Origin of the sequence: Mycobacterium sp. SMC-8 (assembly GCF_025263565.1) — a bacterium.
Taxonomy (GTDB): Bacteria; Actinomycetota; Actinomycetes; order Mycobacteriales; family Mycobacteriaceae; genus Mycobacterium.
In genome coordinates this window covers 3,656,242-3,679,149 of record NZ_CP079865.1, presented here as the reverse complement: position 1 = coordinate 3,679,149, position 22,908 = coordinate 3,656,242, and the positions used below count along the sequence as shown (strand labels likewise).

Genomic DNA, 22,908 nt, shown 5'->3' with positions numbered 1-22,908 from the left:
GGCCTCAGTCGGGAATCTCGACGCGGCGGACCACGCCGTCGAGGGCGTCCGCCGCTTCGATCTCGCCGCGGGTGATGCCGAGGATGAACAGCACGGTGTCCAGATAGGGAAGGTTGAGCGAGGCGTCGGCAACCTCACGCAGTGCCGGCTTGGCGTTGAATGCCACACCGAGTCCCGCGGCCGACAGCATGTCGATGTCGTTGGCGCCGTCGCCCACCGCCACCGTCTGCTCCATCGTCACCCCGGCCTGTTGGGCGAAGTTGCGCAGCGCCTTGGCTTTTCCCGGCCGGTCGACGACGTCGCCGACCACCCGGCCGGTGAGCTTGCCGTCGACGATCTCCAGTTCGTTGGCGGCGACGAAGTCCATCATCAGCTCGTGCGCGAGCGGCTCGATGACCTGCCGGAAGCCCCCCGAGACGATGCCGCAGTAATAGCCGAGTCGGCGCAGCGTGCGGATGGTGGTGCGCGCGCCCGGTGTGAGCTCGATCTGCTCGGCGACGTCGTCGAGCACCGAGGCCGGCAGACCGGCAAGGGTCGCCACCCGCCGGTGCAACGATTCGGCGAAATCGAGTTCGCCGCGCATCGCGGCCTCGGTGACCTCGGCCACGGCGGCCTCGGCGCCGGCGTGGGCGGCCAGCATCTCGATGACCTCGCCCTGGATCAACGTGGAATCGACATCGAAAACGATCAGCCGCTTGGCCCGCCGCGACAGGCTGTAGTCCTCCAGCGCGATGTCGACGCTCTCCTGCACGGCGACGCGGGCCAGCACCTGCTGCAGACGGCTGTACACCCCCGCAGGAACCGACACCCGTAGCTCGAGCCCGGTCACCGGGTAGTCGGAGACACCGCGGATGTAATCGATGTTCACCCCGAGCGCGGCGGCCTCCTTGGCGACGACGCCGAACGCCGAGGCGGTGATCGGCCGGCCCAGCACCACGATGGTGTGGGTGGACGGCTCCCGCATCACCGGCAGCCCGTCGCTGCCCTCGATGGTGACGTCGAGGCCGACGCCGTGGATCGCCGCTTCGACCTCGTCGCGCAACTCGGAGCGGCCGGCGACCTCGGGGGTCACCGCGACCAGCACTCCGAGCGTCAGCCGACCGCGGATCACGACCTGTTCGACGTTGAGCAGCTCAACCCGGTGCCGGGACAGCACCTCGAACAGTGCGGACGTGACGCCCGGCTGGTCCTTCCCGGTGACGGTGATCAGCAGCGACGACCGGTCGCGTGACGAGCCGACAGTCCAGTTCTGTGATGCGCTCACGCGTGGGTGCCGCTCGTCGGCTCCGTCAGCTACGTACTTCGACGTCGTCGATCCGGGTCACGTCGCCGTCCTCCGGCCCGTGGGCCCGGCCCACGTGGGCTTCGCGGCGCATCCGCTCGATCATGTGCGGGTAGTGCAGTTCGAACGCGGGACGCTCGGAGCGGATCCGGGGCAACTCGGTGAAGTTGTGCCGCGGCGGCGGGCAACTGGTGGCCCACTCCAGCGAGTTGCCGTATCCCCACGGATCATCGACGGTGACGACCTCGCCGTAACGCCAGCTCTTGAACACGTTCCACAGGAACGGCAGCGTGGAGGCGCCGAGGATGAACGCGCCGATGGTCGACACCACGTTGAGCGTGGTGAACCCGTCGCTGGGCAGGTAGTCCGCGTAGCGGCGCGGCATGCCCTCGTCACCGAGCCAGTGCTGCACCAGGAAGGTGGTGTGGAAACCGATGAACGTCAGCCAGAAGTGCAGCTTGCCCAGCCGTTCGTCGAGCAGCCGGCCGGTCATCTTCGGGAACCAGAAGTAGATGCCGGCGTAGGTGGCGAACACGATGGTGCCGAACAGCACGTAATGGAAGTGCGCGATGACGAAGTAGCTGTCGGTGACGTGGAAGTCCAGCGGCGGGCTGGCCAGCAGCACGCCGGACAGGCCACCGAGCAGGAACGTCGCGATGAAGCCGATCGAGAACAGCATGGGTGTCTCGAACGTCAACTGGCCCTTCCACATCGTGCCGATCCAGTTGAAGAACTTGATACCGGTCGGCACCGCGATCAGGAACGTCATGAAGCTGAAGAACGGCAGCAGCACAGCGCCGGTGGCATACATGTGGTGCGCCCACACCGCGACCGACAGAGCGGCGATGCCGAGGGTGGCGTAGATCAGCGTGGTGTAGCCGAAGATCGGCTTGCGGGAGAACACCGGGAAGATCTCGCTGACGATGCCGAAGAACGGCAGCGCGATGATGTAGACCTCGGGGTGGCCGAAGAACCAGAACAGGTGCTGCCACAACAACACACCGCCGTTGGCGGGGTCGTAGACGTGCGCCCCGAGGTGGCGGTCGGCGGCCAGCCCGAACAGCGCCGCGGTCAGGATCGGGAACGCCAGCAGCACCAGGATCGAGGTCACCAGGATGTTCCAGGTGAAGATCGGCATCCGGAACATCGTCATGCCCGGCGCACGCATGCACACCACGGTGGTGATCATGTTCACGCCGCCCAGGATGGTGCCCAGACCACCGACCGCCAGGCCCATGATCCACAGGTCACCGCCTGCTCCGGGCGAGTGGATGGCGTCGGTCAGCGGCGAGTACGCGGTCCAGCCGAAGTCGGCCGCACCACCGGGGGTGATGAAGCCGGCGGTCGCGATCAGCGCGCCGAACAGGAACAGCCAGAACGAGAACGCGTTCAGCCGCGGGAACGCGACGTCGGGGGCGCCGATCTGCAGCGGGAGCACCAGGTTCGCGAAGCCGAACACGATCGGCGTCGCGTAGAACAGCAGCATCACCGTGCCGTGCATGGTGAACAGCTGGTTGAACTGCTCGTTCGACAGGAACTGCAGCCCGGGCGCGGCCAGCTCGGTCCTCATGAACAGCGCCATCAGGCCGCCGATCAGGAAGAACGCGAAGCACGCGACGCAGTACATGATGCCGATCAGCTTGTGATCGGTGGTGGTGATCAGTTTGTAGATCAGGTTGCCCTTGGGTCCCAGCCGTGCCGGGAACGGCCGCCGAGCTTCAAGTTCTCCGATTGGGGGCGCTTCCGCTACCAACTGGTCCTCCAACCTTCCGTATCGCTGACCGGGATGACCGGATCGAACAGTCGGCGGGGCCGACGATTCGTATGAATCCTAACTCCCCGGAGCGACTGCGCTCGGGGTGGTCCTACATACCGTCGTAATTGGCCTGGCGCGGATCTTGTGACATGCCCTGACCTGCCGGGCGATGCACAGATGTTAACGTCGGCCCGTGCTGATCACGGGAGCGCGGGCGGGCCGCTGGGCCTCCCGGTCGGCGGGCCTGACCGCGGTCGGCACCGCGATCGTCGTCGCCGCGCTCAACGGCTGCGGCTCCTCCGGTGATGCCCCCGCCGCCACGCCCGGCGCGACCTCGGTCACCACCAGCGTCACCCGCATCGCGAGCGCGGGCGTGCTCGGCAACGACCGCAGGCCCGACGAATCCTGCGCGCCCGAACCGGCACCGCTCGACGACGGTCCCCCGGACCGCGAGGTGCGCAACGCGACCGGGCACGGCATCTCTCCCCCGATTCCCGAAGTCACCCAGGTGCGCGCGGACCCGCAGCGCATCGTCGTGCTCGCGGGCGACCAGCTCGACGCCCTGTGCGCGCTCGGACTGCAGTCCCGCATCGTGGCGGCCGCGCTGCCCGACGGTTCGCAGACACAACCGGCCTACCTCGGCACGGTGATCCATGAACTGCCCGGCGCCGGTGACCGCAGTGACCCCGACCTCGACGCCGTCCGGGCTGCCGAACCGGATCTGATCCTCGGATCGGTGGCGCTGACCCCACAGGACCATCCCGGGCTCGCCGAGATCGCGCCGACCGTCTTCACCGGTCCTGCGGGCGCGGCGTGGAAGGACACGCTGCGGACCGTGGGTGCGGCCACCGGGCGCATAGGGGCAGCGAACGCGGTGATCGAGGAGTTCGACCGCCAGGCCGACCAAATCGGTCAGGACAGCGACGCGACACATTTCCAGGCATCGGTGGTGCAGTTCACAGACACCACGATGAGGGTGTTCGGCCCCGACAGCTTCCCCGGCAGCGTGCTGGCCGAGGTCGGGGTCGATCGCCCGGCCGCGCAGCGCTTCACCGGCAAGCCGTACGTCGAGGTCGGCATCACAGACGAGGATCTCGGGGATTCGCCCGACTTCTCGATCGCCGACGGCGACATCCTCTATGTGTCGTTCGCCACTGCCGAAGCCCGCGAACGCGCGCCTGAGGTGCTCAACAGCGATGCGTGGCGGCGGCTGTCGGCCAACCGCGACGATCGGGTGTTCGCGGTGAACAACGAGGTGTGGCAGAGCGGCGGCAATGTGGTGGCCGCACGCGGAATCCTCGCCGACCTACGATGGGTCAACGCACCGATCAACTGACGGCCCGGGATTAACGCACCGGCCCCCGCGGTTGGAAATCGACGAGCCGCAGCGTTGCGGCAATTTTCGCGGCACCCGGCCTGCCCAGGCAGGGGTCTCATGCCAGAAATTCGATGAGTTAGAGGTAATGATGAGCACCGTTTCCGCATTCGCAGCCACTTCGCCCGACGCTCCGCTGACCAGAACGACCGTCACGCGCCGTGACGTCGGACCGCACGACGTGGCGTTCGACATCCACTTCGCCGGCATCTGCCACTCCGACATCCACACCGTGCGGGGCGAATGGGGGGCCGCCGAGTACCCGATCGTGCCGGGACACGAAATCGCCGGCATCGTCACCGAAATCGGCTCCGAGGTAACGAAATTCAAGGTCGGAGACCGGGTCGGCGTGGGGTGCTTCGTCGACTCGTGCCGCGAGTGCGAGGCATGCCGCGCCGGCGAGGAGCAGTACTGCACCGGCGGTGGGATGGTCGGCACCTACAACGCTGTCGGTCGTGACGGCGAGCGCACGCAGGGCGGGTACAGCGGCGCGATCGTGGTCGACGAGAACTATGTGCTGACCATTCCGGACGCGATCCCGCTGGACCAGGCGGCCCCGCTGCTGTGCGCGGGCATCACCACGTATTCGCCGCTGCACCACTGGAACGCCGGGCCGGGCAAGAAGGTGGCGGTAATCGGTCTGGGCGGACTCGGACACCTTGCGGTCAAGCTGGCCGTCGCGATGGGCGCCGAGGTGACGGTGCTCAGTCAGTCACTCAAGAAGATGGAGGACGGTCTGCGCCTGGGCGCGTCCGACTACCGCGCCACCAGCGACCGCGACACCTTCAAAGAGCTGCAGGGCACTTTCGACCTGATCCTCAACACCGTGTCAGCCAACCTGAAGATGGACGACTACCTCAAGCTGCTCAAGCTGGACGGCACCCTGGTCGAACTCGGCATGCCCGAGCATCCGATGGAGGTCCCGGCCGGTGCGCTGGTGTTCGGACGGCGCAGCATCGCAGGCTCGTTGATCGGCGGCATCGCCGAGACCCAGGAGATGCTCGACTTCTGCGCCGAGCACGGGGTGGCCCCGGAGATCGAGATCATCGAGCCGGACGACATCAACGAGGCCTACGAACGTGTCGTGGCCAGCGACGTGCGATACCGGTTCGTCATCGACACCAGCTCGCTGCGCTGACGGTCAGTCCGCGTCGTCTCTGTCGGCGTCCAGCCCCGCCAGTGGCCACCCTGCCGCGGCCAGTATCGCCGCCACCCGAGCGACGTTCTCCGGCCCGGCATCGTGGTGTGTGACGTCCTTGATGAAGGCCTCGATCTCGTCGTGGTCGATCTTCGTTTCGGCGGCGGTCGGCGAGCGGTCCTCGGTGAGGCGGGCGATCACCTCGCGGATCTGTTCCTCGGTCAATGGGGTGGCACGTAACAGCGCAAACAGCGGTACACGATCCGGACCGGGGACGCCCCCGGGATAACCGGCGCGCAGCCATTCCAGGATCGACTGGAACAGGGACTTGGCGTTCACGGATCCAGTGTCCTCTCAACCGGCGGCGCGCCCGCTGCCGGGGCGGCCGAACGCGGTCCCAAGTGAGTTCCTCCGGGAGTGCTTGCAGCGCAGGGCAGTTCAACGGCGTCAGCATGTACAGCACCCCGTGCGCGGCGGCCGCGCGCCGATGCTGCGCGAACCGATTCGACGGTGACATGACAGTGCGAGAATGAGGCGCCACGCTCACGCCGGGGGCCGGGAGGACACATGAGCGCGCCGAGGGTTGTCGTCGCCGACGACGACGTGTTGTTGCGCGAAGGGCTTGCCAGCCTGATGGAGCGCTCGGGTTTCGATGTGGTCGGACAGGCCGGTGACGGTGTGTCGCTGCTGGATCTGGTTCGGGAACATCGGCCGACACTGGTGTTGACCGACATCCGGATGCCGCCGACTCACACCAGCGAAGGGCTCGACGCGGCCCGCACGATACGGGCGGAATCTCCGGAGGTCGGCATCGTGGTGCTGTCGGCCCATGTCGACGTCGACCATGCGATGGAGCTGCTGGCCGGTGGCCACGCGATCGGCTATCTGCTGAAGAGTCGGGTCACCGACGTCGCCGATTTCGTCGACACGCTGCAGCGGGTCGCCAATGGCGCGTCCGTGGTCGACCCGGCCCTGGTGGCCGAACTGGTCTCGGCCCGCAAGCGCGACGATCCGCTGGCCGCGCTCAGCGCGCGCGAGCACGAGGTGCTGACGTTGATGGCCGAAGGATTGTCCAACGCCGGCATCGGGCGCCGCTTATGGGTGACCGAGGGCACGGTGGAAAAGCACGTGCGCAGCATTCTGACCAAGCTGAACCTGCCGGAGACCGGTGACGATCACCGCCGGGTGCGCGCGGTGATCATGTACCTGGAATCCCGCTGACCCGGTCCAGCAATTCTCTGATCGCCCGCGGAGTCAGGGCGAGTTTGGGCAGGAAGCCCAAAGCCGGGCTGGCGGCGATCAAGTCGGCGAAGTCCTGCCCGTCGTGGGTCGACGTCAGGATGACGGGGATGTCGCGCATCTTTTCGGCGACGTCGAACCCGCTTTCGGCGCCGAGGTTCACGTCGACCAGCGCCACGTCCGGATGCAGTTCCCGGGCTCGGCGCAGCGCCTCGTCGGTGTCGCCCGCAGAGCCGACGACCACGATGCCGCCGCGCTCCAGCAGCGTACGGGCTGCGTCCCGGAAGTCGGCGCTGTCGTCGACGATCAGGCAGCGCGGCGCAGTCATGCTTCCAGCTTGGCAGCATCGGCCACCGACGGCATTCCTGTTAGCGGGAAAACACGGTGCCCTCCGCGCACCACCCGCCACACGCTCAGTCTGGTTGCACCGCAGCGCCGTACGGAGGACAGGCGACGTCGCCGCGGGTCACCCGACGGGCTAGAAGTCCCAGTCCTCGTCTTCGGTGTTGACGGCCTTACCGATCACGTAGCTCGACCCTGAGCCGGAGAAGAAGTCGTGGTTCTGCACAGGTGTGAGGCCACGGGCTTGAAAGTGCGTTTGAGCTGGAATTATTCAAACCTCTTCATGCCTCTAGTAACCCGTAATATTCAGTACGTTGTGGGCAAAATGTGGGCACGCGAGGCCTAGCATCCGTGCCTGCAGACCCTCGGCTTCTTCGCTTAATTAACGGACCTTGTCTCTCTCGGGGAGAGGAGTCGACTGCGGCACCGGCTCCCTAGGTCAAGCCGTCTCCTTAAGGCCCCGGTAAATGATCGGGACAAGCTCGGCGAGCAACTTCTGGGACAGATCGGGGTTGTTGATGATCTGAGTCGACAGATCCTCGGATGAGGCCATCGCGCCGATGACCGCTGAGATGAACTCGCTGTGCAGGTCCGGGCTGGCCGAGAACTGAGCCAAGGTGTTGTGCTGGGCCTGCTGCTGCAGGGTTTCGCTCTCCTGGAGTCGATCCTTCACGTGGGTGACGACGTTGTTGACGCTGGATTCTGGGTGGTCACCGGAGAACAGGTCGTTGATTTTTTCGATCACCTCGGCCAGGGCGACCATCTCTGGGTCTTTGACGCTGCCGGTTCCGGCATCGGTGGTGGGTTCTAGCGGCACGCCCCCGGCGAGCTTGCCGGAGGTAGTGCCCTGTTCGTGTTGGGCGATGTAGTCGAAGTCCACGGTCGACAGGTCGATCTCGTGCTGGAGTTGTTCGGCGGTGATCACCGGGGCGAGATGGCGCAGGTAGATCGACAGCTTCTCCAGGGCGAGGTCTTCGTAGTTGACGATCTGGGACAAGAAGTCGTACTGGCGCAGGAAGGTGCCGACGTCTTTGCGGAACATGATCAGTTCATCGAGTGCGGCGTTGTCGTTGGCCTCGACTGCGGTGCGCTCGCGGTCGCGGAACCGGTCTCGGGCCGGGGTCACCCACTTGGTGAGCGCGTTGTTGCCCTTGTTGGCCAGGTAGTCGACAACGAGGCCCTCGACCTCGGCTTCGTGGTAGATCGCGGCGGCGTCGAGCTTGGCCATGGTCTCGTGCACGATGTTGGGGTCGGTGACATCGCTGAGGGTGGTGGCTTCGTAGTAGGGCTCGAAGGCGTCCACGATCTCTTCAGCGCTGTTGGCGAAATCCAGCACAAAAGTCTGGTCCTTGCCCGGCGCGACGCGGTTGAGCCGCGACAGGGTCTGCACTGCTGCGACGCCGGAGAGACGCTTGTCGACGTACATGGCGACCAGTAGGGGCTGGTCGAAGCCGGTTTGGAACTTGTTGGCGACGAGCATCACCTGGTACTCGTCGGTGGCGAAGGCATCGCGCAGGTCGCGACCTTTCAAGCCCGGATTCAGCGTCGTTTCGGTGGCCTTGTCGATGCCGGAGTCGGGGTCGCTAACTTCGCCGGAGAACGCCACCAGTGCCGCCACATCGTCATAGCCTTGCTCGGCGGCGTACTTGTCGAAGGCCAGCTTGTAGCGCACCGCTGCCTTGCGTGACGAGGTGACCACCATGGCCTTGGCTTTGCCGTCGAGTCGCCAGCCCACGTTGGCGCGGAAGTGCTCGACGATGATCGCCACTTTCTGGGAGATGTTCGTCGGGTGCAGCTTGACCCAGTTCATCACCGACTTGACCGCTGCCGACTTGTCCACCAGGTCGCCGTTGGCGCTGCCGGTGACCGCGACGGTGCCGGTGCTGGTCGCTTCCGACTCGTAGGACTGACCGTTGTGGGTGAGGCGGAAGGCTGTCTTGTACGGGGTGTAGTTCTTCAGCACGTCGAGGATGAAGCCTTCTTCGATGGCCTGCTGCATCGAGTACAGGTGGAAGGGGTGTGGCTTGCCGCCTGCGCCTTTGTGCCCGAACAGCTCCAGGGTCTTGGCCTTCGGGGTGGCGGTGAACGCGAAGAACGAGATGTTGGTCGACTCGGCCCGTGCCGCGATCTCCGCCGCTAGAACATCCTCAGCGTCGACGGAGCCGCCGTCTTCGAGGTCGTCCAGCTCGGTGGCTGCCAGGGCGGCCTTGAGCCTCTTGGAGGCTTCCCCGGCCTGCGACGAATGGGCCTCGTCGGCGATCACCGCGAAGTTCTTGCCCTTCAGCGAAGCCTGAGTATGGATCAGATCTAGCGCGTGGGGGAAAGTCTGGATGGTGACGATGATGATCTTCGTCCCGCCGCTGAGCGCGTCTGCCAGCTCCTGGGACTTAGATCCGCCCAATCCGGCGATGTGCGCGACGACACCGGGGGTGCGGTCGATCTGGCGGATCGCTTCCTGCAACTGGGCATCGAGCACGTTGCGGTCGGTGATCACGATGACCGAGTCGAACACCGGCTTGTTCGCCTCGTCGTGCAACACCGACAGCCGATGCGCGAGCCAGGAAATGGAGTTTGTCTTGCCCGATCCGGCGCTGTGCTGGATCAGATAGCGGCGTCCCGGCCCCTGCGTGCTTGCCGCCTGCAGGAGTCGGGTGACTGCATCCCACTGGTGGTAGCGCGGGAACAGCATCGTCTGCGTGCGGACCTTCTTGTCCGAGACTGGGTCGATCTTGTCAGTGACCTGCAGGTGCAGGAAACGCCCCAGAATGTCGAGCCAGGTGTCGCGCTGCAGGATCTCGCGCCACAGGTAGTCCGTCGGCGACCCGTGCGAACTGGGCGGGTTTCCGGCGTGGTGGTTGTTGCCCCGGTTGAACGGCAGAAAGAACGTGTTCTTGCCCGCCAGCTTGGTGGTCATCTGCACCTCGCTGTTGGACACTGCGAAGTGCACCACCGCCCGCGACCCGAAGGCCAACAACGGCTCGCCCTTGGGTAGGCGATGGTTCTTGTACTGCAGCACCGCATCGGTGATGTTCTGGGTGAAGTCGGTCTTCAACTCAGCCGTAGCCACCGGAATACCGTTGACGAAGAACACGAGGTCGATGCTGTTGGAGTTCTGTGTCGAGTAGTGCACCTGGCGCATCACTCGCAGCCGCACCGCGTCATACCGCTTCTGTGTGGTCTCGTTCAACGAGGTATTGGGTCGGAACTGGCACATCGTGAACTGCGCATTGAGGTCCTTGAACCCGCGTCGCAGGACCGACAACGTGCCGCCATTTGCTTTCGGGTCAGCGCCCAACTGCTTCACTAGGGTCGCCAGCACACCTGCCCGCGCCCTCTTCAGAGCCTCACCCGTCAGTTCGGACTTGACGCGCTTCGCGAGCTGCTCCGGCTGTGTGGCGGCGAGCCAATCAAAGACATCGCCCGGGAACAAAGCCAGTTCCTGGTCGTACCCCTCGTCCGTCGGCGAGTACAGCCAGCCATGCTCGGCAAGGTACTGGCAGATCTCGGCCTCGAACGAGGACTCGTGATGCTGTTGGGCCATTGCAGCTATGTTTCGATGCTCGTCGGCGCGATCGCGAGTTGTTCGAGGTCGCTGATGGACTGCCCCTGTGCATTGCGCCAGCTCGTTCGCCCGTTGTTCTCGCCACCTACCAGCGCGCATCCTGCCGCCGAGGGCGAGCCGAACAGGTGATCCTTGAGGAACACCAATTCGTGCTCTCCCACTTTGATCACTCCCTCTGCTTCCAGAGCTGCGCGTTGCACCGCGATGCCAGGCCGGGCGGACTTGCGGATGTCGGGACGTCCCTTGGACCCGGCGACCACTAACAGCCCTTCCGGGGTCTGGAATCCCGTTGCCTCACATCCGGCTTCGCGGAAGAACAGGCTCTCCGACTCGTCACTGTTCGACTTCTCCGGCGACGACGCCGCAGCGGGCTTCACTGCTTCGAGCACAGGTGCGCCAAGAGTGGCCAACAGGACCGCGATGGTGTCGATGAACTCCTGACAATCAGCCTCAAGAGGCTCCGGCGTGAACGGGTTCGATGCCTGGTTGCCGTTGACCAGGTTGTACCGCCCGGCAGACCTGGCCCGCCCCAATGACAGCCACTCGAGGTAGGCCGCATGGGTGGAGGTCCACTCGTTGGTCAGCGATACCGCCACCATGGCCTTAGTCCAGAAGTCCTTCGACGAGGTGTGCTGTTGTAGCCGCACACCCACGTTCCCGGACTGGCCGATGTAGCACTGAGGCGCTTCATCCTCGTTCGACCCGAAAAGGTAGTACACGCCGACCTGCGTAGATTCTGGACGCTGCAGGAAGTGCGGGAGCAACGAACGAGGCACTTCAAATACCCGGACGGTGCGTGTCGTCAGATTGGCCACCCGCAGCCCGGCGGGGTCACCGGACGGTAGGTAGATCTGGATCGTCTGCGCCCGTGTCACGGCTAAGCCACCGCCCCCCGCACGTCGATCTTGCCGGTCACGGCTTCGGTGATGAGCGCAGAACGGTACTCCCGGAGCCTCGAGATCATCTCCTCAGCCTTCGCCGCCAGTGTGTCAATTGCACCAGTCCGCTCGGTGACTAGCTTTACAATTCTCCGCTGCTCCGCCAACGGTGGAAGAGGAATATGAATGGCTGCCGCGTCGGCTTGGTAAATGGTCTTATGCGTTGAACCCATCATCAATGCTGCGAAGTGATCTTTCATCGCTCGGAATACGAAGACGAGATATTCCGGCAGCAGCGAAGGTCCGCATATCCAATTCCAAAAGTCCTGGCTTGTGGCCATCGGAATGGGCATGATTCCGCTGAAACCGACGGAAGCGGTGCGTGAAAACACGACAGTGCCCGCCGGAAGGAGTTCAGCAGCAGAATTGGCTAGGCCTAGCTCGCTGATGCTGTTCGCTGTTTCTGCGAGATAGATCCTCGTACCGTTGCGCAACTGCCACACGTCAGCCAAGGTGAACCAGGGAATTGTGGTGTTATTCCAGTAATCGGCAACCGATCGACTTGGCGTGTGGCCGGTCTTCATAGTCGCCACGCGGCGGATGTTCACCACATTCCAGTGAGTAGGCACGCGCCCTATCCACTGAACACCGGAGTCCGTCATCTCGGCGTCAGCGTCGAGTCCTTTGGTGACGGCGTGGGTGATGGTGGCGGCGCGGTCCTCACGCAGGGTGGCGATGAGCTGCTCCTGCTTGGCAATCAGGGCGTCAACCTTCGCAGTCTCAAGGTCGAGGAACTTAACTATCCAGCACTGTTCAGCCAAACTCGGAGCAGGCACACGTTGACTCGATACCTGAGTTCCAGTTATCAACGGCTGCGCAGTTTTAGAAGCCAGCTCATTGAGATTTCGGGCTTGGAGTACAAGCTGCAGATAGCGGGCATTGAACCCCGAACGGATTCCAACACGGAGAGCGTTGTCCGTGATCCAAGCAGGCGGTGAGACTTGGTGGACGTTTCCACATAGTGCGCCAACGCGTCCAACCGCAAGCGCATCGACTTTGGTGTTACTTATGTCCGTGTAGCCCATCACCCCGTACCGCCGATCACGGGCACGTCAGACAGCTCATCCTTGATCCGAACAAACCGGTCAGTGGGAAGGAACTCTCCGCTCGTGCATGAGGTGTGCCACGCGAGCTTGCTTACGTCCCATCCAATGGGGACGGAATCAAGCCAGTCGAGTCCCGTCTTTTTGTAGGCAGGATATGAAGGCCGGTTCACGGTCCCACCTCGGCCAACATCGCCTGGATCTCGCCTACGAGGGCACGAAGGTCTTTCTGGATCTCGTCTAGCGGTCTCGGCGGGACATATTGGTAGAAGTGCCGGGTGAAGGGGATTTCGTAGCCGACCTTGGTCTTGTCGTGGTCGATCCATGCGGTAGGTAGGTGGGATTGAACTTCGCGGGCGAAGTACTCCTCGATGCCCTCGGTCAGTGGCACGTTCTCGGTGTCACGAAGGGCGGGGTTAGGTTCGGGCTTGCCTTTGGAGTCGGTGACGATGACCGCGTCTTCGTCGTGCTCGCCGAGGATCGACCAGACCGTCTTCACGAGAGGCGCGCCTGGCTTCGTCAGTCCGGCTTTGTCGAGCACGTCTTTGAGTTCGGTGACGAACTCGTCGCGATCTTTCCACTCCCAGCCGATCAGCGTCGTGAGGGCATTCCGTAGGGCGGCCTTCTCGCCTTCCTTGAGCTTGGCCACGCTCTTCTGCGCCAGGACTTCCTCGACCTTCTCCTCGGTCGGGGTGAATCTGAGCTGCAGGGGACGTTCGACGGTGATTGTGGAGTAGCCGAACTCCTCACCCTTGAAGACTTTGGAGTGGGCGTCGTGCTCGTCGGTGGCGTGCTGGTTGCGAAAGCTGTCGTAGAGGTTGCAGATTCGGTCGATGTCCTTTGGGCGAAGCTCCTTGCGCTTGGAGCCGAGCGACTTTCTCATCTTGCCGAACATGTCGACGGCGTTGATGAGCTGGATGTTGCCCTTGCGCTTGGCGGGTTTGTTGTTGTCCAGGATCCAGATGTAGGTGCTGATGCCGGTGTTGTAGAACATGTCGGTTGGCAGGGCGATGATGGCGTCGAGCAGGTCGTTCTCGATGATCCATTGCCGGATGTTCGATTCCCCCGACCCGGCTCCGCCGGTGAACAGCGGTGAACCGTTCAGGACGATGGCCAGGCGGCTGCCGCCTTCCCCGTTCTTGACGGGCTGCATCTTGGAGATCAGGTGCATCAAGAACAGCAGCGACCCGTCGGAAACTCGGGGCAGGCCAGGGCCGAAGCGTCCGGCGAAGCCGCGCTGCTCGTACTCGTCGGTGACCGACTTCTGCTGGGTATTCCAGGCGACCCCGAACGGGGGGTTGGACAGCAGGAAGTCGAAGTGTTTGGTGCGGAAGCCGTCGTCGGTGAGGGTGTCGCCGAGGTAGATGTTGTCGACGTCCTGGCCCTTGATGATCATGTCGGACTTGCACATCGCGTATGAGCGAGGGTTGATGTCCTGCCCGTAGAGCACGGGTCGGGCTTTGGGGTTCATCTCGATGAGGTGGTCGTAGGCCGTCGAGAGCATGCCGCCGGTTCCGGCGGCGGGGTCATAGATGGTACGGACCGTGCCGGGCTTGGTGAGCACGTCGTCTTGGGTGTGGAACAGGATGTCCACCATCAGCGCGATGACCTCGCGAGGCGTGAAGTGATCACCGGCCTGAGCGTTGTTGGATTCGGCGAACTTGCGGATCAGCTCTTCGAAGACGTAGCCCATGTCGTGATTGCTGATCACCTTGGGGTGCAGGTCGACGGCGGCGAACTCCTTGACGATCAGATACAGCCGGTCGGACTTGGCGAGGTCGCCGATGAGGTCCACCATGCGGAAGCCGTCGAAGACGTCGCGCACGTTGGGTGAGAACCGCTCGATGTAGTCGATCAGGTTGTCAGCCACACCCTCGGGGTCGCCCACCAGGGCCGCGAACGTCCACCGCGACGTGTTGTAGAACGGCAGCTTGAACTTAGCTTTCAACATGACGGTGGGGTCGACCTTGCTCGCCTGAATCTTCTTGTACTCGGCGAGCACCTCGTCCTTGGTCGGTTCGAGAATGCAGTCCAGGCGGCGCAGGATGGTGAACGGCAAGATCACGTCGCCGTACTGGTTGGGCTGATATGGCCCCCGCAGCAGGTCAGCGATCTTCCAGATCAGATTCGCGTTGGTCTGCGCCATGTTCTCGATCTACTCCCCACTTCCGATTCCGAGACCCCTGGAAGTTACCTCGCGCCGAAGAGCACAGGCAGGGTTTGCCTCGCTCGGTGGTCCGGGTGTCGAGGACTCACTGGATCTACGGGGAGAGGGTGGGTCAGCAGAAGTGTCGGTCGACATATGCACACTGGGCGGATGGTCCGTACTGGTGCACGCGCTCAGGCGCTGCAGAAACTCTTGAACCGCGCCGGTCTGGTATCCGCAGCTTCAAGTCCCGCAGCGCCCCGGCTGGATGACCTGCCGGACGAAGCCCAGGCCGAGGTGGTCGCGACGTATCGCGCCCTCGGTGGAACGGAACCGGTGCGGCCTCCCCGCCCTGGAGCCTGGGACCTGGCCTTCGATGGCGGGCTGGTGGTCGAACTCGACGAGGAGCTTCACTTCAACCGATACCGGGCAAATACCCTCGAATCACCGTGGGCAGCGAACCTGCCGTGGTACGAGGACTACCCCGCCTTCTGCAGTCAGCACGAAGCAAAGTGCCTCGATGCTGGCAAGTGGGGCAAGCGATGGACGACCCCCTCCTGCGAGTCGATGTTCGGGCCTCCCGGAGCACCCGGTGAGCTTGAGGGGCCGGGCGCTCCGAGATGGAAGCAACGCGCTCTCTACGACGCCATGAAGGACATTGCTGCACTGGCCTCCGATTCGCTACACCTGGTCAGGTTGTCCGTGTGGGACACCATCGGCGACATCAGACTCGGTGATGCGCTAGTCGTCGGCACACCGGTTAATCCCGGCGAGCTTCGCGAGCTAGTCGACCGGCGCACTTCGTTTAAGCGGTAGCCGTGTGGTCTGTCGCGTCGCCCAAGTAGCGGTATAGGGTCGCTCGGCTGACGCCCAAGTACTTTGCGATGTCGCGACCGAGGTGCCCGTCAGCCTTCATCCGCTTAGCAGTGGCGATGTGGTCTACGTCGTCGACCTTGCGGGGTCGCCCGAACTTGGTGCCGTTCGCCCGAGACGCTTCACGCTTTAGGGCCGTGCGTTCTTTGATCAGTTCACGTTCGTATTCAGCCAGTGACCCCAGCACTCCGATCATCATCCGTCCTGCTGGGGTGGATGAGTCGATGCCGTCGGAGGTCGACACCAGAGTGACACCCCGCTCGGTCAATTCCCTCACCGTCTGCAGAATGTGCAGCATGTTCCGCCCGAGCCGATCGAGCTTCCAGACCACCACAGTGTCGCCCTCGCGCACGTAGGCCATCAGCTCGGCCAGGCCGGGGCGGTCGTCACGGGCACCGGACATCACATCCGAGAACATCTTCGTGACTCCGGCAACGTTCAGCGCATCGTTTTGTTGATCGAGGGTCTGGGTGACGGTCGAGACGCGGGTGTAACCGATGCGGGTACCGGTGGTCGTGGTGGTTGCGTTCACCCAGCTAGTGTCTCATAAATGCTCTAGCCGCTACTAATGAAACACCGAGATTCGAGACTAACTTTCGAGACACATCGAGCTGGCGGAACTGCTTCACCCGCCACCGCTCGCGAGCTATCTCGAATGTGGTCATTAGTGAGACACGTCAACTCCTATGTCGGGCGGCGTGCCCAGCCTGACTACGACGTGTCCGCGAGATGTCACCCCGACGGGGTGGAGGAAGTCCTCGACGAAATGTCGGTCGCATTCCGCGTGAGGCGTGTGACCATGGCCGCCACAGCACGCCGATGCCGTTCAGCAACGGACGGGATCGGCCGCCTGGGCATCCGAGGTGTCGGCGCGGCTTATATCTGACCTACTGACATCAACCAACCGAAACGTTTGCCATGATGAGAGCGATATGTCGGTGGCAGCCGACGAGTGGGGCTTGAGACGTTACGGGGGATTCGCCAGATGGAGCCAACGCAGCAGAGCAGCCTGTCGTGGGTCAAGTGGCTTGTGATTGCCGTCGCCGTGGTGGTCGTCGGTAGTGGTGCTTGGTACGCGTGGGGCTACTTCGCGGCGAAAGGATCGATTGATGCGGTGCGGGACGCGACGGTGACAGAGGGCACTTCAACGGCTGAGATTATTTCTCAGCTAAGAGGCGACACGAACGGCGACGGAAAAGTAACGAAGGATGAAATCCAACAAAGTAACCCCCTCGAGGCGGCAAAAATCGACACCGAATACCTTCTGAAGGCCTATGCGCAAGATTTCGATGATTGGCGAGAAGATTCATTCAAATTCTTATATAAATATATGACCCCTGAGCAGAGAGAAGTTGTAAAGATGCCGGGATTAACCGACAAATCACAACTCTCTGATCAGGAAGTTGCAAACATCGTGAGTATTGATATTGCGGACGCGAGTATGCAGCAAGATAAACCAGAAGAAGGTCAACGCATGCTTCCACTCGTTATCGATCCAGGCTGTGAAGGATTTGAGACATTCTTCAAGATGGTACCTATGGAAGGCATGATTATTGCCGCATATCGACAAGTCGGACCAGAGCTAGAACGCATAAAATCAAAATCATTCATGGGCATAGACCTGACCAATACAGAACAAGCAAGGATCATAAAACAAGAAATCCTACCAGGCATAGGCGACGACCCTACAATTAGAAAACAACAGTACGGTCTATACACGCTCAATACTGTCAATGGCCACAGTTCATGGAAAATTGTTCAAAAATGGGATGACGACAATTCGGAACTTCTTGATGCAATTCGCCCCTATAGATAGCATCTCATTACGCTTGTAATAATCTGATAGCAGATATGTTGGGTCTACTCAAAGAAAACCGGAACGATTAGCCTAACCATTCCGTCTCGAATCAAACGGCCATCCTGGCTTACCCCTCGGATTCACCTTCCACCGCCCTCGGCGCTGCATCTCTTCTTATGGCGTCGTGCAACACATAGCATGGTTGCATCCGTTATGCAGGCGACCGTGCAAAGAGTAGCGGCACGGAACGGAGTCATCGGCTGGCCGCGAACCAACCATGCAGGGACCGTCAGCGCCCGTCGGTCGCACAGCTCCGCCGGTTCCGTTGAATGGAGTTTCAGTCATCGTCGTCGTCAGGGTGGATCTCGTTGATGATGCCCACCTGTATCGCCTCGATCAGGTAGTCGTTCAGATTCCAGACGCCCGATCGCCAGGTCTCGGGCGGCAAAGTCGCCGCCTCCGCCTCGACGTCGGCGACCAACTCGTCGTAGGTGTAGAGGACACCATTCATTTCATAAATGGCGTCAGCGTCCATAAACATCGCCACCAACCTGATGCGCGATGTACACCCAACGCGTGGCTATATCAGGCGACCTTGCGATTAACGGCTGATGCGTCGACCGATCTTGGTTGCGGGTGGCGCAATCGTGCCTGTTTGCAGTGGATTTAATCATCGGTAGACCGATTTTACCAGTTCAGAGCCAGTCCCCGCATGCGAGAAGCGACTCGAATTTGGAGAAATAACAGGACCGGCTGGTTCCCATTCTTCACTTCGGAGCAGCCGCGCTGCAGGTCACCCATAGGCGGTGATCGAATCACAATTTCTTGCGCATTCTTGCGCTTCACTTCACCAATCTTTAGCCGCACTACAGAGCGAGCAAGGCACGTTGCGCTCAGCACTTATGCAGCTGCGTGCGCACTCGCAGCTCCGATGATCCCGTGGGGACGAGGCATCGCAACAATCCAAGTGCCCTGCCTGAAGTGATCTTCTATGACGGTTGCCATGAACTTCCGGTCAACGTCGCCGGTGCCTGAGATCCGCTACCGGTCGTCGATACCACCCGCCATTAACTCCGCCGACGTGGCACCGTACTGATCGAGTGTAGCGTCGCTCCACGTAATACACGAGCTGGTGGTCACAGTCATTAACGCGAAACCCGCTGTGTCTCAGTTGTTCTAGGCGCTACAAGGTTTCAGTGCGTGCGACCAATGGGCCTGGTTCGGCCTCGGCATCGGGCAACTTGCGCCGGTAGCGCAACACGTCCTTGCCGCCCCTGTCGTCGCCTTAGTCCTCAGGGCCGCTTCTGGGGCCTCAGAGCCGTTCTCCGGCGTAGCTGTCACCAGGATCAAGGTCTCAGGGCTCCGGGGCCTGCTGTGGGTCCAGCGCGGGGGTCCCCTGTTCTGCGGGTGCGTCATTCGTCTGCTCAATGTCGTTGGTGCACATACCTTCTAGCTCCTTACGTATTGAGTCCCGTGATGAAGATGCCCGGAAATTCTCCGGGCTCGATGCCGAACTCGTCGGCCTGATGCTCGGTGATGAACGTTCCGCCGGAGAGAGACGAGACCTCGCGGGACGCGGTCATGCCCAGGAGGTTGCCGTCAGGGTCGGCAAGGACCTCTCCGGGATGTGGCCGGTGCAGGGCTTGCCGTAGGCGGCGGACTGGCGTTCCATGGCCACACGGGTCAGCCCAGGGGTGGGCACGACGTCACGAGGTGGTCGGGGCTCGACGTTGGCGAACAGCGCCCTCGCGTACTCGCGGGCCTCCTGGTCGTCGTCATGGTCGTCGGTCATGGTGCGGGCGTTCCTCTCGGTCGAAAGATGTTGGCGGCTAGAACTTTTCCGGTATAGATCGCAGTGGCGTGGTACCAGGAGGTGGCCAGGGCATAGCTCATGGCGAACAGCGTCAGGTTGGTCAGCCAGGAGGTGGTCATGCTCGGGTGCCCTTCGGTGTTGAAGGCCAGGGACCGGGGTCGTTGGCCTCCCAGGAGATCTTGGAGAGTCGTCTCAAACCCTTCCGGCTCGCTGCGTGTCTATTCCATAGACACGCTCGCCTGTGAGACAGCGGTGAGACTGAGGATGAGACAGCGATGAGACTGCTGAGACTGCGCTGGTCAGAGGCGTAGAGCCCGTGAGACTGCCCTGGGACTGCCTGTCTCACCGGAATAAGAGACGATGAGACTTCGCAGGTCAGAGGCTTGAGACAGGTTGAGAGAGTGCAACGCTCTGACCTGCACAGTCTCACGGGTGTCTTACGGCGATGAGACAGCATCTGGCTACCCATCGATGGCCTCTTGGCGGGCGACCAGGTGCAGGTTGCCTCTGGCGTCCTCGCGGATGCGCCCCCGTTGGATCTCGGTCGTGCGCCAGCGGTAGACCGTGGCGCGAGACAACCCGGTCATCACGATCAGATCAGGGACCGATGCACCCTTGACGTTGTTGGAGAACGTCTCTCGCATCGTGGCCATCAGCCGCTGTGCAGCGACTGTCTCATCGCCGAACGGGGATCTGCTCGCGGTCTGGCCTTCGACGACCAGCGAGTCGGCCTCGTTGCGCATGGCGAGGGCGAACCGGTGCCCGTCGGGTCCGTCCTTGAACTTCTCGCACCGCAAGATCACCTCGTTGGTGTCGGCCTCGCGCTTGGCCGACCAGACGGTGTCGGCGTCGTCCTCGATGCCGGAGAACCCACGGGTGTCGTTGTCGCCCTTGTCGGTGTGAGCTACCGCGAGCACCGAGCCGTTGGCGGTTGCGCGCTTGATTCGGTCCAGGTTGTCAACGACCACGCCCATGTCGGTGTCGTTGCCGTTGGCACCACCGGACACCCTGCGCAGCGTGTCGACGATGACCAGCCCGTAGCCGCCGCGCTCGATGTGGTCCAGCAGGTGGGCGTAGTCGTCGCGGGCGCGAAACACGTTGACCGCCGACCGGCGCACCACGAACCAGTCGGGGTCGACCTTGATGTCGTGAGCGGCTTCCCAGGCGCGCACGCGCTGGGCGATGCCGTGAGCACCTTCAGCGGCGATGTAGAGCACCTTGACCCGCTCCACGGCCTTGCCCTGCCATGGCGCGCCGGTGGCCAGGCACAGCCCCCAGTCCAGGGCCACGAATGACTTGAAGGACGCATCACGGCCTCGCAGGATCGCGTAGGTGTGACGGGACAGCACATCTGCGATCAGCGGTTCCGGCGGCTCAAGCTCGTCGAGCTGGTCGGTGGTCAGGAACTCGTTGTCGAGCTTGCAGTTGGTCCCGGCGCGCTCGACGATCTCGCGGGCATCCTGGGCCACCTGACGCAGCGTGCCCACCGGGTCGTCGTACAGCATCACAGCGGTGCGCCGGTATAGCTCCTGGCCCTCGTTGACGACATAGCGGCGCTGGAGTTCCTCCACGAGCCAGCCAGCGGCCTCCTCCACCCCGTTCGGGTGCGGGATCTGCACCGAGGGGAACTCCTCGGCCAGCACGACCATGGTCGGTTGCATCCCGTGCTCACGCTGGTAGGCCAGCAGTCGCTCGAACGCAGCACGGTGGAGCGGGTCCTCGAACACCTCCGGGGACAGCTTGGCCTGGATCACCTCGGCCATGCCCTGGCCGGTCATCATGCGGCTCAGCAGCTTGGTTTCAAGCGCGGCAGACATCGGTCACCTCCCGATGAGGTGTACCGGCATACCCCACCAGGGTAATCTCGTTGCAGTCCGAGGCGTTGGACTTGTGGGCCGTCCTGGTGGCATTGCTGCCGGGGCGGCTCTCTTCATGTGAAGGACTCACGAGGGACTCGGCTCCTCGACGTGCTGGGCGTGTGGCCCAGCGCCCGCCTGGTCGTCTAGGTCGGGCAGATCGGGGTCTGCAAGCCGGTCGCGGTCAGCCTGCTCGCGGCAGGGTGCGGTGTCCATCACTTGGCACCCCCTACGGACTGGACGTTCTCGTCCACCCAGGCGTAGACGTCCTCCCACCGATAGCGGACCGAGCGGCCCAGCTTCACATAGCGCGGGCCGTGACCCTCGAACCGCAGCCGCGATAGCTGGTTGAGGGTTGTGTTGAGGTATTCGGCCACCTCTCGGGCCTTGGCGAGACCTGCACGCTCCGGTGCATGGCGGTCCTCGTTGAGTTGCCCCGTTTTCGCTTGAGGGCACCGTGATTGCTGCGACATGCCCAAAACGGTACGGACACCAAGCGGCACGCCAAAGCACGAAAAGCCCTGTCCCGCATAGCACCTAGAAGGTAGCGACCGGCCAACTTATAGCCACCTAGAAGGATCTAGCCCTCAGGTCACGTCGTTTGCTGAGGGTCGTAGATCCTCGGCCAATAGTCACAACTAGGTAACGGACACTTGCCGAGAGGCGGTACGTGCCTTGTCCAGAGCGGTGGCGACCGCCTCCAAGTCGTCGTCGAACAGGTCGGCGTAGATGTCCAGGGTCATCGCCGCCGAGGCATGACCAAGCATGCGCTGCACGGCCTTGACGTTGGCCCCCGCACTAATGGCCAGCGAGGCGGCGGTGTGGCGCAGGTCGTGCGGCGTCACCCGAGGCACCCCAGAGGCTGTGACCGCCTTGGCGAACCAACCAGATACGGGGTGTGGTCGGCGCAGGTGCGCGCCTCCGCCGAACAACAGATCTCCCCTACCCTTGTTCTCACACTGGCGCGCCAGCAGAGGAACTAGGAACTCAGGTAGCGGCACCACTCGCTGCTTGTGCGCCTTGGGGGTCCCGACGTGGATGTCGGTACCTGACTGCACGGCGTTTTCGTGGATCAGGGCACGCTTGCGCAACAGGTCCAGGTCTGCCACCCGCAGACCGATCGCCTCGCCCCACCGAAGACCCGTGTAAGCCAGCGTGAGGACAAGAGCACCGTTCTCCCCCGCACTGTCGGCCAGAGAGTCGACCTGTTGATGGTCGAGGTACACCGGCCTCTTGCGCGCCGCTTTGGGCAGCGCCAGACCGGCGGCGGGATTCTTGGGGATCAGGTTGTCGGTCACGGCGTCGGCGAGGATCTGGGCCAGCACATAGTGGGCGCGCTTGATCGTCGCAGGCTTGATCGCCGTGGCCTCCTCGGTGCTCTGACCTAGCTCGGCGATCCAGTGACCGACGGCGCTCGCTTTGATGTCCCCCAGCGCGACATGTCCCCATCGCGGCTTCACCCGCACGCGCCAGGTCGTCTCCATGACGGCGTACCCGGACGGCTTCAGGTGCCCCTTCTGGCGGTCCAGCCACGCCTGCCCGAGGTCGTCGAGCGTCCGACGGGCGTCGGCGGGGTTGACGTACTCGCCACGCATCTTGGCCACCTCGACAGTGTTGGCGAACCGCTCGGCCTCGCGCTTAGTCCTGAACCCGCGCTTGTCGGTCTGTCGGTTGTCCGGCGTGCGGTATCGAACCCGGTAACGCCTGCCCTGCTTTGTTTCGTATGCCGCCACGACTGCCACGCCTA

21 protein-coding genes and 1 pseudogene are annotated in these 22,908 nt (G+C 63.1%); 5 read left to right on the top strand and 17 right to left on the bottom strand.

What is annotated here, in order from left to right; translation table 11 throughout:
- Window positions 1-4 precede the first annotated feature (4 nt).
- Together serB and ctaD are read right to left on the bottom strand one after the other, a co-directional pair.
- A complete protein-coding gene (gene serB, locus KXD97_RS17765) occupies window positions 5-1,264 on the bottom strand; it encodes a phosphoserine phosphatase SerB (protein WP_260751356.1) in 1,260 nt (419 codons plus the stop codon).
- Between the two features lie 25 nt (window positions 1,265-1,289).
- Window positions 1,290-3,035, bottom strand: coding sequence for a cytochrome c oxidase subunit I (ctaD, locus tag KXD97_RS17760; RefSeq protein ID WP_260758022.1), 1,746 nt, complete (start codon window positions 3,033-3,035; stop codon window positions 1,290-1,292).
- A 196-nt stretch (window positions 3,036-3,231) separates the two neighbouring features.
- Between ctaD and KXD97_RS17755 the strand changes: the two genes are divergently transcribed.
- Both KXD97_RS17755 and KXD97_RS17750 read left to right on the top strand, forming a co-directional pair.
- A complete protein-coding gene (locus KXD97_RS17755; RefSeq protein WP_260751355.1) occupies window positions 3,232-4,374 on the top strand; it encodes an iron-siderophore ABC transporter substrate-binding protein in 1,143 nt (380 codons plus the stop codon).
- A gap of 130 nt (window positions 4,375-4,504) precedes the next feature.
- Window positions 4,505-5,551 (top strand): NAD(P)-dependent alcohol dehydrogenase, encoded by a 1,047-nt coding sequence (locus KXD97_RS17750; protein WP_260751354.1) that lies wholly within the window; start codon window positions 4,505-4,507, stop codon window positions 5,549-5,551.
- 3 nt (window positions 5,552-5,554) lie between these two features.
- On the opposite strand, the gene KXD97_RS17745 is transcribed toward KXD97_RS17750, so the two are convergent.
- Window positions 5,555-5,890 carry a DUF3349 domain-containing protein gene (locus KXD97_RS17745; protein ID WP_260751352.1) on the bottom strand — a complete coding sequence of 112 codons (336 nt, stop codon included), beginning with the start codon at window positions 5,888-5,890 and terminating at the stop codon, window positions 5,555-5,557.
- A gap of 228 nt (window positions 5,891-6,118) precedes the next feature.
- On the opposite strand from KXD97_RS17745, the gene KXD97_RS17740 reads away from it, so the two are divergent.
- Window positions 6,119-6,772 (top strand): response regulator transcription factor, encoded by a 654-nt coding sequence (locus KXD97_RS17740; protein ID WP_260751351.1) that lies wholly within the window; start codon window positions 6,119-6,121, stop codon window positions 6,770-6,772.
- Here the strand turns inward: KXD97_RS17740 and KXD97_RS17735 are convergent.
- The 6 genes and pseudogenes from KXD97_RS17735 to KXD97_RS17715 form a co-directional block, all read right to left on the bottom strand.
- Complete coding sequence (locus KXD97_RS17735) at window positions 6,750-7,118, bottom strand: response regulator (RefSeq protein WP_260751350.1); 369 nt, start codon at window positions 7,116-7,118, stop codon at window positions 6,750-6,752. The genes KXD97_RS17740 and KXD97_RS17735 overlap by 23 nt on opposite strands.
- 150 nt (window positions 7,119-7,268) lie before the next feature.
- A pseudogene (locus KXD97_RS33315) lies at window positions 7,269-7,355 on the bottom strand (hypothetical protein); the annotation flags it as partial.
- A gap of 216 nt (window positions 7,356-7,571) precedes the next feature.
- Entirely contained in the window at window positions 7,572-10,673 is a 3,102-nt protein-coding gene (locus tag KXD97_RS17730) for a type I restriction endonuclease subunit R (RefSeq protein ID WP_260751349.1), read from the bottom strand.
- A 5-nt stretch (window positions 10,674-10,678) separates the two neighbouring features.
- A complete protein-coding gene (locus tag KXD97_RS17725) occupies window positions 10,679-11,509 on the bottom strand; it encodes a GIY-YIG nuclease family protein (RefSeq protein WP_260751348.1) in 831 nt (276 codons plus the stop codon).
- A 62-nt stretch (window positions 11,510-11,571) separates the two neighbouring features.
- A complete protein-coding gene (locus tag KXD97_RS17720) occupies window positions 11,572-12,408 on the bottom strand; it encodes a restriction endonuclease subunit S (protein WP_260751347.1) in 837 nt (278 codons plus the stop codon).
- Window positions 12,409-12,844: 436 nt separating this feature from the next.
- A complete protein-coding gene (locus KXD97_RS17715; RefSeq protein ID WP_260751346.1) occupies window positions 12,845-14,821 on the bottom strand; it encodes a class I SAM-dependent DNA methyltransferase in 1,977 nt (658 codons plus the stop codon).
- Window positions 14,822-14,992: 171 nt separating this feature from the next.
- Here KXD97_RS17715 and KXD97_RS17710 point away from each other — a divergent pair, with 171 nt between their 5' ends.
- Window positions 14,993-15,637: a hypothetical protein gene (locus tag KXD97_RS17710; RefSeq protein WP_260751345.1), complete on the top strand. Its 645-nt coding sequence runs from the start codon at window positions 14,993-14,995 to the stop codon at window positions 15,635-15,637.
- Here KXD97_RS17710 and KXD97_RS17705 read toward each other — a convergent pair.
- Window positions 15,627-16,226, bottom strand: a complete 600-nt coding sequence (locus KXD97_RS17705) for a recombinase family protein (RefSeq protein ID WP_260751344.1) — start codon at window positions 16,224-16,226, stop codon at window positions 15,627-15,629. The two genes, KXD97_RS17710 and KXD97_RS17705, sit on opposite strands and share 11 nt — an antisense overlap.
- A 453-nt stretch (window positions 16,227-16,679) precedes the next feature.
- On the opposite strand from KXD97_RS17705, the gene KXD97_RS17700 reads away from it, so the two are divergent.
- Complete coding sequence (locus KXD97_RS17700) at window positions 16,680-17,510, top strand: hypothetical protein (protein ID WP_260751343.1); 831 nt, start codon at window positions 16,680-16,682, stop codon at window positions 17,508-17,510.
- Window positions 17,511-17,829: 319 nt separating this feature from the next.
- Here the strand turns inward: KXD97_RS17700 and KXD97_RS17695 are convergent, their stop codons facing one another.
- The 7 genes from KXD97_RS17695 to KXD97_RS17665 form a co-directional block, all read right to left on the bottom strand.
- Window positions 17,830-18,003 (bottom strand): hypothetical protein, encoded by a 174-nt coding sequence (locus tag KXD97_RS17695; protein ID WP_260751342.1) that lies wholly within the window; start codon window positions 18,001-18,003, stop codon window positions 17,830-17,832.
- Window positions 18,004-18,949: 946 nt separating this feature from the next.
- The gene (locus tag KXD97_RS17690) at window positions 18,950-19,075 is read right to left on the bottom strand and encodes a hypothetical protein (protein WP_260751341.1); all 126 of its coding nucleotides are present in this window, start codon (window positions 19,073-19,075) and stop codon (window positions 18,950-18,952) included.
- Complete coding sequence (locus KXD97_RS17685) at window positions 19,072-19,284, bottom strand: hypothetical protein (RefSeq protein ID WP_260751340.1); 213 nt, start codon at window positions 19,282-19,284, stop codon at window positions 19,072-19,074. The genes KXD97_RS17690 and KXD97_RS17685 overlap by 4 nt, the downstream gene beginning before the upstream one ends.
- Window positions 19,281-19,424 carry a hypothetical protein gene (locus KXD97_RS17680; protein ID WP_260751339.1) on the bottom strand — a complete coding sequence of 48 codons (144 nt, stop codon included), beginning with the start codon at window positions 19,422-19,424 and terminating at the stop codon, window positions 19,281-19,283. The genes KXD97_RS17685 and KXD97_RS17680 overlap by 4 nt, the downstream gene beginning before the upstream one ends.
- A gap of 342 nt (window positions 19,425-19,766) precedes the next feature.
- A complete protein-coding gene (locus KXD97_RS17675) occupies window positions 19,767-21,122 on the bottom strand; it encodes a helicase RepA family protein (RefSeq protein ID WP_260751338.1) in 1,356 nt (451 codons plus the stop codon).
- Window positions 21,123-21,376: 254 nt separating this feature from the next.
- Window positions 21,377-21,634 carry an AlpA family transcriptional regulator gene (locus tag KXD97_RS17670; RefSeq protein ID WP_260751337.1) on the bottom strand — a complete coding sequence of 86 codons (258 nt, stop codon included), beginning with the start codon at window positions 21,632-21,634 and terminating at the stop codon, window positions 21,377-21,379.
- 165 nt (window positions 21,635-21,799) lie between these two features.
- Complete coding sequence (locus tag KXD97_RS17665) at window positions 21,800-22,903, bottom strand: site-specific integrase (protein WP_260751336.1); 1,104 nt, start codon at window positions 22,901-22,903, stop codon at window positions 21,800-21,802.
- Between the last annotated feature and the right edge of the window lie 5 nt (window positions 22,904-22,908).

Coding starts and splice junctions, on each gene's coding strand:
- KXD97_RS17750 (WP_260751354.1), top strand. CDS start 4,505: ATGAGCACCGTTTCCGCATTCGCAGCCACTTCGCCCGACGCTCCGCTG.
- KXD97_RS17740 (WP_260751351.1), top strand. CDS start 6,119: ATGAGCGCGCCGAGGGTTGTCGTCGCCGACGACGACGTGTTGTTGCGC.
- KXD97_RS17735 (WP_260751350.1), bottom strand. CDS start 7,118: ATGACTGCGCCGCGCTGCCTGATCGTCGACGACAGCGCCGACTTCCGG.
- KXD97_RS17730 (WP_260751349.1), bottom strand. CDS start 10,673: ATGGCCCAACAGCATCACGAGTCCTCGTTCGAGGCCGAGATCTGCCAG.
- KXD97_RS17715 (WP_260751346.1), bottom strand. CDS start 14,821: ATGGCGCAGACCAACGCGAATCTGATCTGGAAGATCGCTGACCTGCTG.
- KXD97_RS17710 (WP_260751345.1), top strand. CDS start 14,993: ATGGTCCGTACTGGTGCACGCGCTCAGGCGCTGCAGAAACTCTTGAAC.
- KXD97_RS17700 (WP_260751343.1), top strand. CDS start 16,680: ATGGAGCCAACGCAGCAGAGCAGCCTGTCGTGGGTCAAGTGGCTTGTG.
- KXD97_RS17695 (WP_260751342.1), bottom strand. CDS start 18,003: ATGAATGGTGTCCTCTACACCTACGACGAGTTGGTCGCCGACGTCGAG.
- KXD97_RS17690 (WP_260751341.1), bottom strand. CDS start 19,075: ATGACCGCGTCCCGCGAGGTCTCGTCTCTCTCCGGCGGAACGTTCATC.
- KXD97_RS17685 (WP_260751340.1), bottom strand. CDS start 19,284: ATGACCGACGACCATGACGACGACCAGGAGGCCCGCGAGTACGCGAGG.
- KXD97_RS17680 (WP_260751339.1), bottom strand. CDS start 19,424: ATGACCACCTCCTGGCTGACCAACCTGACGCTGTTCGCCATGAGCTAT.
- KXD97_RS17675 (WP_260751338.1), bottom strand. CDS start 21,122: ATGTCTGCCGCGCTTGAAACCAAGCTGCTGAGCCGCATGATGACCGGC.
- KXD97_RS17670 (WP_260751337.1), bottom strand. CDS start 21,634: ATGTCGCAGCAATCACGGTGCCCTCAAGCGAAAACGGGGCAACTCAAC.